The sequence below is a fragment of the Achromobacter sp. RW408 genome, assembly GCF_003184165.1.
Taxonomy (GTDB): domain Bacteria; phylum Pseudomonadota; class Gammaproteobacteria; order Burkholderiales; family Burkholderiaceae_B; genus Achromobacter; species Achromobacter xylosoxidans.
The window spans coordinates 203,075-214,115 of the sequence record NZ_QHHO01000022.1 but is presented as its reverse complement, the minus strand read 5'-3'; the positions used below and the strand labels follow the sequence as shown (position 1 = coordinate 214,115).

The window sequence follows — 11,041 nt, the reverse complement described above, 5'->3', positions numbered from 1 at the left end:
GTGCGTGAAGGGAGGAAGAGGAGGGCGGGAAGCGGCGGGGGATGTCATCGGGGATACCTCACGGGAGGGGCACGGAAAGGCGTCGCGGCGAACCGGGACGGAAAGGGCAAGCGGGGCGGGCGCCACGGTCAGCCGGATTGGCCGAGCAAAGCGGCCGCGGCCCGGCCGGCGCTGTCGGCGATGGCGGGATCGCGCGTGACCAGCGCCACCGCGATCGCGCCATCAATGAGCACCAGCAACTGCGCGGCGGCCTCGTCGGGGTCCGGCAATGCGGCGGCGCGGGTCAGCGTCCGCACGTACTCCAGCAGGCGGGCCTTGTGCTCGCGCGCCACCGCCAGGATCGGGCTGGCCTCGTCACCGATCTCTCCGGCCGCGTTCAGGAAAGCGCAGCCACGAAAATCGTCGGTGCCGAACCATTCCCGCAAGGCGTCGAACATCGCCAGCAGCCGGGCGCGAGGGGCCTGCGCCCGCGAGCTGGCCGCGACGAACCATTGCATCCACCGCTCGTCGCGCGCGCGCAGCGCCGCCGCCACCAGGGCGTCCTTGTTCGGATAGAGCCGGTACACCTGCTTGCGCGCCACGCCTGAAGTCCTGACGATCAGGTCCATGCCGGTGGCATGGATGCCGCCGGCGTAGACGAGTCTTTCGGTCGCCTGCAACAGGCGCTGGCGGGTGTCCGGGGAAGGAAGGGCGGTATCCGAAGGCATGGAGAATGAGCGTTCTCTTCAAGGTTGCGCCATGTTAGAACGACCGTTCTCCCGCCGTCAAGCGCTGGAACAGGGCTTGCTGGCCGACAGGACACCCGCCGCGCGGCATGGCGGGTTCGATCCACCGGCCATATGGGAGCCCCCGCCATGAAGTTCACCAAATCCACGGGCGCCAAAGCCCAGGGCGATGCCATCGTTTTCAGCCTGGACGTCAACGGCGTCACCCGCCAGTTCGAAATCTCGGGCGATGTGCTGCGGCGCCGCTTCGGCGCCCGCGACGGCAGCGCGGCCGAGTTGCTGCATGCGTTCGAGAACGGCGCGGACGCGGTGCGCGATGCGGCCAGCCAGGCGCGTTCGATTCCCACCGAGGGCGTCATCCCGCTGGGCGCGGGCGATTTCGACTGATCACGTCCCGGCTTCGCCGGTGATGACCGTCGCGGCAACGCCGGGATACGTTGCGGCCGCGGCCGCCACCGCTTCTTCCTGGGTCGCGTAGCGGCCGTCGTGCTCCTGGACGCCCATCAGGTCGATACGGCGAAATGTCCATTCGCGGTCGGCATGCTGAAAGACTTCGATGATCATGGGAGATCCTCGGCGCAGTGGTGGCGGGCCCGGCCGCCCGGGGCTGGCCCTGGGGGCGGTTCAGCCGCCAAAAGTGAGGGGGATCCACCGGCCAGCAAGCCGCATGCCGCCGCCCTGACGCGCGGTCCGAGCGCTCGCTTGCTATCAATTTGCTTGCAATATCTGTCAATTAATACTAAAATTGCGTCATCGTCGCTCAAAAAATCGATGCGAAAAACAATCCACCGCCCCGGTGGGTTATCACATCCGCGCCGACGTCCCCAGGGCCACGCCCTGGCGCCCGTTCCTGATGCCTCCCTCGCATTTCCGCCAGCATCCCGGGCGCGCTGGATACCCGAGTCGTGCGCCTGCGCGGGGCAGGCCGACATCGCCACAGGAGTACGCACATGTCCCAACCGATGAGCAAGAAATCGCGCTTCGAAGTTCCGCCGCTGAACTGGAAGGCGCCCGACACCCGTCCGGATCCTGAAACCCAGTCCCGCCCGGAAAACACCGAGGCCGCCCAGGACAAGAACGCCGCCCGCGTTCCCGCCTGACCCCCCGGCATTCCCATCGCCGCGTCGCTTGCCGACGCGGTTTTTTTTTTTGCGCGGCCCCGGGATGATGCGGCGCAGCCGCGCCGTCGTGGCGCCCGGTCAGCCGACTTCGCCCGGCACGACCCGGTTCTTGCCGTCCATCTTGGCGCGATAGAGCAATTCGTCGGCGCGGCGGAAAAGGGCGTCGGCCGGCTCGGCGTTGCGCCAGGATGCGTAGGCCACGCCAAAGCTGGCGGTCAGCGTGAATACCGCGCCGTCCTGCGCCGTGACCCGCGCCTGCGCGATGCGCCGCCGCATGCGCTCTGCCGCCTGCACCGCATGATCGGCCGCGCCGACATGGCAGAGCACGGCGAATTCCTCGCCGCCCACCCGCGCCACCACGTCGGCCTGGCGCCAGGTCTGGCGGCACAGCCCGGCCACGGTCTTCAAGGCCTCGTCACCGCTGGCGTGGCCATGGGTGTCGTTGATGCCCTTGAAATCGTCGATATCGAACAGGATGAAGGCCAGCACCGCATCGGTGCCGCGCCATTGCGCCAATGCCTGTTCGAGACGGCTTTCGAAGGCGCGCCGGTTCAACAGGCCGGTCAGGAAGTCCGTCTCGGCCATGACCGCCAGGTCCACGATCAGCCGGTCGCGCTCCAGCTCGGCCTGCCTGCGGGCCGCCGCGTTGTCCTTGAGCACGCTCAGCGCCTCGAACATGCCGTTGACTTCGCCGCGATATTTGCCGACCGGGATGGTGGCGGCTGGCGTGCCGTCGGCGATCGCGCCGATGATGCGGGTCGCCTGCACGAACGGACGGATCACGCGCCGCCGGAACTGCCGCAGCGACAGCATCAGCGCCGCCGCCAGCGCGGTGGCCGCCACCAGCGTGATGAGCAGCAGGCGCATCGCCTGGGCGCGGTGCGCGCGCATGCTCTGTTCCATCTGGTCCAGCATCAGGTCGCGAAACTGGCCGATGGCGTGCATCAGCGGCACATAGGCCGCGGCCAGTTCGCGGGTGGTGAGCCTGGCGCCGCCCGGTTGCAGCGCGGCCATGTCGCGCACCTCTTCCAGGTAGCGCATGCCCTCGTCGAAATAGAAATGCCGCATGTCGTTGTACGCCAGCGAGGCGCGCAGGTCCGGCCGCGTGGCCATGCGCGTCTCCAGCAGGTCGCGCAATTGATCGATGCGTCCCAGCACCCGTTCGATCCGATATTCATCCGCTTCGGTCAGTTGGCGGTGCTTGGCCAGCGCCGGCGTAAAGGCCGACCCCAGCAAGCCGGCCTGTTCCCGCAGTTCGCTGGCCAGCAGGGCCAGTGTCAGCAGGTTGGGCGCATCGGCCTCGTTCTGCATCACCACGCCGACGCTGGCGGCCATGGCGGCCTGCAATTCGGGCACCAGCGCCACCATGCCGTCGACCACGGCCTGCACGCGCAGGCCCGACACGTCGGCGCGTCGCGTGGCGATGACGATATCGGCCTGTTCGCGCGCCTTGAGCAAGGCGTGGCGGATACGCTGCACGTTGGTGAATTCCCTGGCGCTGTTGGGGCTGAGCGGCGCCCGGTACAGCGCCAGCAGCTCGGCGATGCTGGTGTCGCTGCGATCGCGCGCCTGCCGCAACGCGTCCAGCATCGGTTGGGCGACCGGGTAATCGGCGCCGAGCGCGGCGTTCATGGGGCCGCGCTCGGCCGACACCATTTCCATCGCGGCGACCGTGGCGCGCACCACGCCGAACGCCCGCATGGCATCGGTGCTGGCAAGATAGGCGGTGCGGCTCTGGATCAGCAGGATTCCGGTCAGGACCGACATCGGCAGCACCACGCCGGCCGCCAATATCAGGAAATAGCGTTCCAGCGACTTGATCGAAAATCTACTGCGCAACATACGGGTAAGCCGGCCTGATGCGATGTGACTGTGCGCGCAGGATACTGTAATTGCGCGGCCCTCAGGCCCGGCGCGGGCGGCATGCGCGATTATCTTTGGCGGCAACGCAACAGTATGTCAATCGAATACAGGCGGTTGCGCAAAGATATGAAATCAATTCGTTTCATTGCCGCGCGCCCACGCCAATCACGGCCGTTCCAGTATTCGCGGCCCCGGGCCCTCGCGGCCCAGCACGTCGTCGGGATTGCGTAGCGGACAGTCCTTGAGCGACAGGCAGCCGCAGCCGATGCAGGTATCCAGCTCATCGCGCAGCCGGGTCAGCTTGCGGATGCGCTCGTCCAGGTTCGCGCGCCATTGCGAGGACAACTGCTTCCATTGGGCCGGGGTGAGCTTGTTGCTGTCCTGCGGAAAGCGCGCCATCGCTTCGCGGATTTCCTCCAGCGGAATGCCGGTGCGTTGCGCGACCTTGATGATGGCGATGTAGCGCAGCACGATGCCGGGAAAGCGGCGCTGGTTGCCATCGCTGCGCGAGCTGTGGATCAGCCCCTTGGATTCGTAGAAGTGGATGGTGGACACCGGCACGCCGCTGCGCCGGGCGACTTCGCCCACTGTCATGACGCGCGTGATATCGATCGGCTTGTCGCCACTCATGGGTGTTGACCTCAAGTTAGGTTGAGGTCTTATAGTCGCTCGCGCCAGATTTGGCAACCCGGTCCGGTGCGCGCGGCCCCTTTGCCGGCGCGCCGCGCCGGGCGTATCCGCCACCAGGAAAGCACCCATGCAGCTCCCGCAGCACCTCGATTCCCTGCTTCAGAGCAATTGGCTCTGGTTCATCGCCCGGCTCTGCCTGGCGGTGGTGTTCATCGCCTCGGGCGCCGCCAAATTGATCGATTTCGAGGGCGGCGTGGCCGAAATGCGCGCCGCCGGTCTGGAGCCGGCGCGGTTCTTCAATATCGCTGTGGCCGTGCTGATGCTGGCGGGGTCGGCGCTGATTCTGGCGGATCGCGCCGTGTGGCTGGCGGCCGCCGCGCTCAGCGTGTTCCTGGCCCTGACCATCGTGATCGTGCACGCATTCTGGCGCCTGCCGGAGGCGCAAGCCAAGCTGGCCTTGTTTTTCGCGCTGGAGCACGTATCGGTGATCGGCGGCCTGCTTTGCGCCGCCATCGCCAGCCACGCCCGGAGCTAGGGCGTGCCGTGCAGCACCACCCGGTTGCGGCCCTGCTGTTTGGCGGCATACAGCGCGGCATCGGCGGCGTGGAAAGCCTGCAGCACCTCCGGTCCACTGGTCGGCCATTGGGCCACCCCGGCTGACACCGTGATGCCGCCGACCAGGTCGATTTCGCGTTCGGCGGTGCGTTGGCGCAGCCGCTCGGCCACGATCACCGCCTCGGTCGGCGCCACGCCCGGCAGCAGGATGAGGAATTCCTCGCCGCCGTTGCGACAGAGGATGTCGCTGGGACGCGAGCAATCGCGCATCAGTTGCGCCACGTCCTGGATCACCTTGTCTCCCACCGTGTGGCCATACGTGTCGTTGACGCGCTTGAAGTGATCGATGTCCAGCGCCACCACGGCAAAGGGCGTGCCGGCCGCCTGCAGGTGGTCCACCGCGTCCTGCGTGCCGCGCCGGTTGCGCAGGCCGGTCAGTGGATCGGTGATGCTGGCCAGGTTCAGCTTGCCGATCTTCTCCTGCAGGCTGGTGAAGCTCCAGATCACCGCGCGCTTGAGGCGTTCGGCCTCGAAATACCAGGCCCTGACGGATTTCACGCGCTGCATCGCCACGGCCACGTCGTGATGCTCGACATTGGTGGCCAGTTGCGACAGCGGCAGGGATATCTGCCGGGCGCACCACCAGATGGCCAGCAGGAACACCACCGCCAGCGGCGCGGCGTATCCCAGCAGCGCCCACAGCAGGTCGCGGATCGGCTCCAGCGTCACCGCGGTGGGCCGCTGCGCCACCACGCCCCAGCCGCTGGCAGGCACCGGCGCGTAGCCGGCCAGCATGTCCACGCCGCGCGAATTGGTCACCCGCCTGGCGCCGGCCTGGCCCTCGATCACCGCCTCGATCACCGGATTGCCCGTCACCACCTCGCCGACCCGCGCCGGGTCCGTGTGATAGATCAGGCGGCCGTCGCCGTCCACCACGTAGAGATAGGAGCCGTCGGTGTAATGGTGGCGCCCCAGCAGGTCCTCCAGCGCGCTTTCCTTGCGCAGGTGCAGGGTGCCGGCGACATAGCCCAGATAGCGGCCATCCGTCGAGAAGATCGGGTACGACAGGTTGATCAGCAGATTGCCGGCGATCGATACGTAGGGCTTGCTGATGGCCGGGTGGCGCGCCTGCAACGCGGCGCGGCTGCCGGGGCTGTCGACCCGGGTGCCAAGGAAACTGCGGAAGTTCTGCGTCGTCGCCAGGATCAGCCCGTCGGCGCCGACCACGCCAACCGAATTGAAGTTCTCGCTCTGTTCCTGCACCCGCAGCACTTCGGCCGCCAGCAGCCCGGGCGAGTCCATGTGCGCGGCGATATGGCGCGCGCTGTAGCCCAGCTGGCGCTGCGCCGCCTTGAGAAAGCCGCCGGCGCTTTCCGCCAGCTTGGCGGCGTAGACCCGGTTCGATTCCAGGGTATTGGCGATGAGTTGTTCGCGCTGCAGGCGGTAACTCGCATACAGGGCGTTGGCGGTGGCGGCGATGGCGCTGAACACCGTGAGCGCGAGCACCAGCCCGCGGAGATTGATTCGCATGGAAGACACAGCAGGCTTGGACCTCGGGCACGCGCAGCGCCCCCCCGGGCGTCGGCAGCCGCAATTGTATTCAAGTGCGCGCCGGGCGGCTCAGGCGTCGGCGGGCCGGGGCGGCGGGGCGGGCCCGTCCTCGGCGTCGAGCAGGCGCGCCGCGCGCGATTGCGTCGCGGCGCCGGTGCGGTGGTAGCCCATCACCGTCGCCACGCTGGCGTGGCCCGTCATGGCCATGGTTTCCGCCAGCGGCACGTTCTGGCGCCCGGCTTCGGTGACGAATCCCGACCTCAGGCTGTGCGCGGAAAAGGGCTCGTCCAGTCCCGCCAGCCGGCTGCGCTTGACCACGACGTCACGGACCGCCGCGGCCGCCAGCGGCTCGCCGATCACGCCTCCGCGCCGCACCCGGCGAAACAGCGGCCCCTCGGTGATGCGGGCCGCGGCCAGCCAGGCATCCAGCGCGAGCGCGGCGGCGCCAACGATGGGTTTGATGTTGTCGGCGCGGGCGGCGCCGCCCTGGTTGGTCTTGGAATGCGCCAGCGCGTACAGGTAGCCCTGCGGCGTGCGCAGCGTATTGGCGGTGGTGGCGCGCACCACTTCGGAACGGCGCCGGCCGCCGCTGGCCCAGGCAAACAGCAGCAATGCACGGTCCCGCAAGCCCTCGAGCGAATCGTCGCAGGTGTCCAGCAGCGCCTGCAGCGGCGCCTTGGTCAGGGCCGGCTTGCGCACGGGCAGGGCGCCGCGCCGGGCGTAGGCGCACCGGGCGCGCGCCAACAGCGTGGCCACCTGTTCGTTGCGGCAGGGGTTGACCAGATCCTGCAGGGCGTGCGCTTTCGACAGCACCGCGATGCGGTGCAGCACCGTATTCAGTGAAAGCGGTCCCGGACGCGCCTTGACGCCTTGCGCCACCAGGCGCCGGTCGATGTCGTCCGGCAGGCCGTGCCGCAATCCGTCGGTTCCCTGGACTTGCAGGTGGTCGACCACGAACCGCACCACGGCGGGCGCCGCCACCGGCAACGCCAGGCGCTGGCCGAAGCGCAAGGCGAACCAGGCCGCCCAATAACGCATGGCGGCCCGGTAGGCCGATTCGGTATTGGCCGAACTGCCCTCGCGCAACAAGGCGCGGACCGCGGCCTCCGTGGCCGGGTCGAGGGCGGACGGATCCAGGGGCGCGGCCGCCGGCGACGGCGCGGCGGGCAGCGGGAGCGGCGAGGGCGGCTGGAGGGGGGGCATGCGATGGCGCGGCTTCACGGCCGAATGGCTGAACCGCAATTGTGCCCGATCCGCCCGCGCGGCCGGCGGCAATCGCGCCAGCATTGTTACTCCCCGCCTGGCGGGCTCCCGCGGCACCATGTCAGTCAGAAGGCGCGGGCATGCCGCCGACAGCATGCGCAGACGAAAACCAAGGAGAGGACGATGACTTCACACAGGATAGGGACGCGCCAGGAATGGCTGGCGGCGCGGCTGGCGCTGCTGGACGCCGAAAAGCGCCTGACGCGCGCCAGCGACGAGGTGGCGCGGCAGCGGCAGGCGCTGCCATGGGTGCGCCTGGACAAGTCGTACCGTTTCGATACGGACAGCGGCGCCGCGACGCTCGCCGACCTGTTCCAGGGGCGGTCGCAGTTGCTCGTGTATCACTTCATGTTCGGGCCCGACTACAAGGCCGGTTGCCCCTCGTGTTCGTCGATCGCCGACGGTTTCAACGGCATCGTCACGCACCTGGCCCACCACGACGTCATGCTCTGGGCCGTGTCGCGGGCCCCGCTGGAGAAGCTGCAGGCCTACAAGCACCGGATGGGCTGGACGTTTCCCTGGGCCTCGTCCGCCGGGAGCGACTTCAATTTCGATTTCAACGCCTCGTTCACCCCGGCCCAGCAGCAGGCGGGCGTGGAGTACAACTTCCGCCGCGACGACCCGGTCATGCAACTGGCCACTGCCGCGCAGCCCCCGGCGGAGTTCGTGACCTGGGCGGGCACCACCGGCACCGACCTGCCCACCTATATGCGGGAACGCGAGGGCATGAGCGCGTTCGCGCTGCAGGACGGAGAGATCCACCACACCTATTCCACCTATTCGCGCGGCACCGATGCCATCTGGGGCATGTACGCCTGGCTCGACCGCGCGCCCAAGGGCCGCAACGAGGACGGGTTGTGGCTGCGCCGGCGCGATGAGTATGGCGGCCCCGGGCCGGCCGGGAGCGCTGGCACATGAACGGCGGCGGGCACGGCACGGATAGCGGCGCCGGCCTGCATGGCGGCAGCCGGGCGGCGGGGATCGCCGGCGCCTTCGCGGACCGGCTCGCCCTGGCCGCCACGCCGGTCTTCGCACTGATGGCGTTGCTGGCGGCCATGCGCGAGGCCGGCGCCATGGCGGCGCTGTGCGGCGCCGGCGCCTGGCCGTTCGATGGCATGGCGTGGATGTATGCCTTGATGAGCGTCTTCCACGCCGCGCCCTGGCTGCGGCGCCTCGCGCGGCCACCTCGCGGCATGCGGCATCCGCCTTCCGGCGCGGGTCGATGACGCATTCCGGAACCAAAGCCGCGCCCAGCGGCTTTTTTTGTTGACCTCAACCTAACTTCAGGTTTTACAGTGCCGAACCCTTTGTTCGGCAAGCCCGGGATCGCTTCGGGCTTTGTGCCCCTTTGCCCATCCGCACCATGGGAACGGGGATCCCTGTTGTCTTTTGGAGTTTCGTGCATGCATCAACGCATCGGGCAGGTCTTGGACGGTCACTGGCTTTGGATCTGCGCTCGCATTCTGCTGGGGCTGGTGTTTCTTTGTTCCGGCCTGGCCGGGGTCTTTGACGCCCAGGGCGGCCAGTCGCTCGCGGGCGCTGGCGCGTCCGGATCGGGGCGGCTGCTCCATATCGTCACGATCGCCGTCCAGGTCTGCGGCGCCGTACTGATCATGCTGGGGCAGCGGTTGTGGCTCGGCGCGGCGGCGTTGGCGGCGTTGCTGCTGGCGACCCTTTTCGTGTTCCATCCGTTCTGGCAGTCCCCCCAACCCCTGGCCGAATTCCCCATGCACTGGGCGTTGAAGGACGCAGCCCTGATCGGCGGGTTGATGGCGGCGGCGATTGCGGACCGGCTCAGGCAGCGGCTGCGCACGGCGCTGGAGCTCTATGCCGGCGTGCCGCCGCGGCAAGCCGGGCGGTGACTCGCAGCCGGCGGGCGCCTTGTGTCTTGCCGCGCGACGGCGTCATCAGGCCGGAGCGGGGACCACCGCCGCCAGCAGATCATCCGGATGCACCATCAGCGACCGTGCCCGTTCGCGCATGGCTGCCAGCCCCAACAGGGGTTGCCAGCGCGCCGCGCGTTGCAGGTCGAGCCAGAGTGGCTCCAGCATGTCCGCATCGAGCGGTCCGCCCTCGGCCAGGGCGGTTGCGTAGGCCAGGCTGGCCGGCGCCGACAGGAGTTGCATGCGGCTGGCGGCGTTGAGCGGCGCGAACGGGCCGTCGGCCGGCGCGTCGCAGCAGTACAGCACCGCGTCGGCCAGCGCCGCCTCCCGCGTGGGCAGCGTCGCCAACGAGGCGCCGCGCACCTGCACCCGGCCCTGCTGCGTGGCAAACGCATAGACCGCGCCGGATTGGGCGCGGGCGAGCAGGCGCAGGCCGCGCAGCAGGCGAGGCAGGTCGGTCGTGGCCGCCTCGACGGAAGCCTTGGCCTCGACCACCAGGCAGATGTCCCACACCGGCGGGCAAGAAGCGGGTCCTTCGGCGCGGCGCAACAGGACCGCATCCCACTCCGTTTTGGCCCGGTCGGCGTCGGCGGCGAGTTCGGCCGGCACCCGCAGCGACGTCACGACACGATAGCGGGGGGCCGCGGCGTTCCCCGGCCCGTCCGGGTCTGCCTGCGCCCGCGTCTGGTCGAGATATCTGGCCACGGCTTCCAGCGCGCGCGTCGCCAGCACTTCCACCGCGACACCCCGTTGCCGGGCGAGCTGGCCCTGGGCGCTGGCCTCGTCACTGCCGGCGCGGGGACCTTGCTTTTCGCGGATCGATGTGTACTGCCGCACGCGGGGATCCTGGCTCAGCGCATCGATGCGCTCCAGGCGGGCCAGGGCAGGGGACTGAAGCAGCGCCCGCAGCGCGGGCGCCAGGCCTTCGGCGTGCTTGACCTCGGGCAAGGCTTCAAGCGCCAGCGCGATGCGGGTCATGCGCGGCCATGCCGCCGCCGTGGCGGCGGCATGCAGGTCGGCCAGCAGGGCGCGCGCCGCATCCGTGGCCACGCGCGATGGCTTGCGCGGGTGTGCCAGGGCGTCGACCGCCGTGCGCAGCTGGCGTCGGTCGCAGGCCTCCTGGCGGCGCAGGGCCAGAAATTCGCGCACCTGGGAATAGCGGTGTTCCAGCACCATCGCCTGGAATGCGGGATCGCCATCTTCCGGCCGCAGGGCCGCGCGCACCAGGCTCGCGAGCGCGGCGATGAAGGCCTCGCGCAAGGCGGGGTCTGGCGGTTGGCCCGCGGCCCGCGCCGCCTGCAACTGCTCGATCGCCCGCGCCAGCGCGGCACCCGGCCCGCAGTCGGTCGCCAGGGCGGCGGCCCGCGGGCGGGGGATGCGATAGCGCCGCGCCACGGTGTGCAGCAGGGCGGAAAGCGGCGAGGCAGGTGGCATGGACGGCGGCGGAGCG

Annotated in this window: 13 protein-coding genes; 6 read left to right on the top strand and 7 right to left on the bottom strand. The window is 69.4% G+C overall.

Annotated features, from left to right (window positions below):
• Positions 1-128 precede the first annotated feature (128 nt).
• Entirely contained in the window at positions 129-707 is a 579-nt protein-coding gene (locus DK459_RS03225; RefSeq protein ID WP_006384450.1) for a TetR/AcrR family transcriptional regulator, read from the bottom strand.
• A gap of 147 nt (positions 708-854) precedes the next feature.
• On the opposite strand from DK459_RS03225, the gene DK459_RS03220 reads away from it, so the two are divergent.
• Positions 855-1,112: a DUF1488 family protein gene (locus DK459_RS03220; RefSeq protein ID WP_026384981.1), complete on the top strand. Its 258-nt coding sequence runs from the start codon at positions 855-857 to the stop codon at positions 1,110-1,112.
• On the opposite strand, the gene DK459_RS30580 is transcribed toward DK459_RS03220, so the two are convergent.
• Positions 1,113-1,289, bottom strand: a complete 177-nt coding sequence (locus DK459_RS30580) for a hypothetical protein (protein ID WP_020927638.1) — start codon at positions 1,287-1,289, stop codon at positions 1,113-1,115.
• Between the two features lie 386 nt (positions 1,290-1,675).
• On the opposite strand from DK459_RS30580, the gene DK459_RS30690 reads away from it, so the two are divergent.
• Positions 1,676-1,825, top strand: a complete 150-nt coding sequence (locus DK459_RS30690; protein ID WP_020927639.1) for a hypothetical protein — start codon at positions 1,676-1,678, stop codon at positions 1,823-1,825.
• A 99-nt stretch (positions 1,826-1,924) separates the two neighbouring features.
• On the opposite strand, the gene DK459_RS03215 is transcribed toward DK459_RS30690, so the two are convergent.
• Together DK459_RS03215 and soxR are read right to left on the bottom strand one after the other, a co-directional pair.
• Entirely contained in the window at positions 1,925-3,688 is a 1,764-nt protein-coding gene (locus DK459_RS03215) for a diguanylate cyclase (RefSeq protein WP_020927640.1), read from the bottom strand.
• 186 nt (positions 3,689-3,874) lie between these two features.
• Positions 3,875-4,339, bottom strand: a complete 465-nt coding sequence (gene soxR, locus DK459_RS03210; protein ID WP_006384454.1) for a redox-sensitive transcriptional activator SoxR — start codon at positions 4,337-4,339, stop codon at positions 3,875-3,877.
• A gap of 127 nt (positions 4,340-4,466) precedes the next feature.
• On the opposite strand from soxR, the gene DK459_RS03205 reads away from it, so the two are divergent.
• Positions 4,467-4,874 carry a DoxX family protein gene (locus DK459_RS03205; protein WP_006384455.1) on the top strand — a complete coding sequence of 136 codons (408 nt, stop codon included), beginning with the start codon at positions 4,467-4,469 and terminating at the stop codon, positions 4,872-4,874.
• Here DK459_RS03205 and DK459_RS03200 read toward each other — a convergent pair.
• Together DK459_RS03200 and DK459_RS03195 are read right to left on the bottom strand one after the other, a co-directional pair.
• A complete protein-coding gene (locus DK459_RS03200; RefSeq protein ID WP_024068835.1) occupies positions 4,871-6,424 on the bottom strand; it encodes a sensor domain-containing diguanylate cyclase in 1,554 nt (517 codons plus the stop codon). The genes DK459_RS03205 and DK459_RS03200 overlap by 4 nt on opposite strands.
• Positions 6,425-6,514: 90 nt before the next feature.
• Entirely contained in the window at positions 6,515-7,534 is a 1,020-nt protein-coding gene (locus DK459_RS03195) for a tyrosine-type recombinase/integrase (RefSeq protein WP_110134591.1), read from the bottom strand.
• Between the two features lie 297 nt (positions 7,535-7,831).
• Here DK459_RS03195 and DK459_RS03190 point away from each other — a divergent pair, with 297 nt between their 5' ends.
• From DK459_RS03190 to DK459_RS03180, 3 genes are all read left to right on the top strand, one after another.
• Positions 7,832-8,626: a DUF899 domain-containing protein gene (locus DK459_RS03190; RefSeq protein WP_006384458.1), complete on the top strand. Its 795-nt coding sequence runs from the start codon at positions 7,832-7,834 to the stop codon at positions 8,624-8,626.
• On the top strand, positions 8,623-8,934 hold the full coding sequence (locus tag DK459_RS03185; protein WP_020927645.1) for a hypothetical protein: 312 nt from the start codon (positions 8,623-8,625) through the stop codon (positions 8,932-8,934). Before DK459_RS03190 ends, DK459_RS03185 begins: the two co-directional genes overlap by 4 nt.
• A 177-nt stretch (positions 8,935-9,111) precedes the next feature.
• Complete coding sequence (locus DK459_RS03180) at positions 9,112-9,570, top strand: DoxX family membrane protein (RefSeq protein WP_020927646.1); 459 nt, start codon at positions 9,112-9,114, stop codon at positions 9,568-9,570.
• 45 nt (positions 9,571-9,615) lie between these two features.
• Here DK459_RS03180 and DK459_RS03175 read toward each other — a convergent pair whose 3' ends face one another.
• Positions 9,616-11,025, bottom strand: coding sequence for a hypothetical protein (locus DK459_RS03175; RefSeq protein WP_054443408.1), 1,410 nt, complete (start codon positions 11,023-11,025; stop codon positions 9,616-9,618).
• Positions 11,026-11,041: the final 16 nt, after the last annotated feature.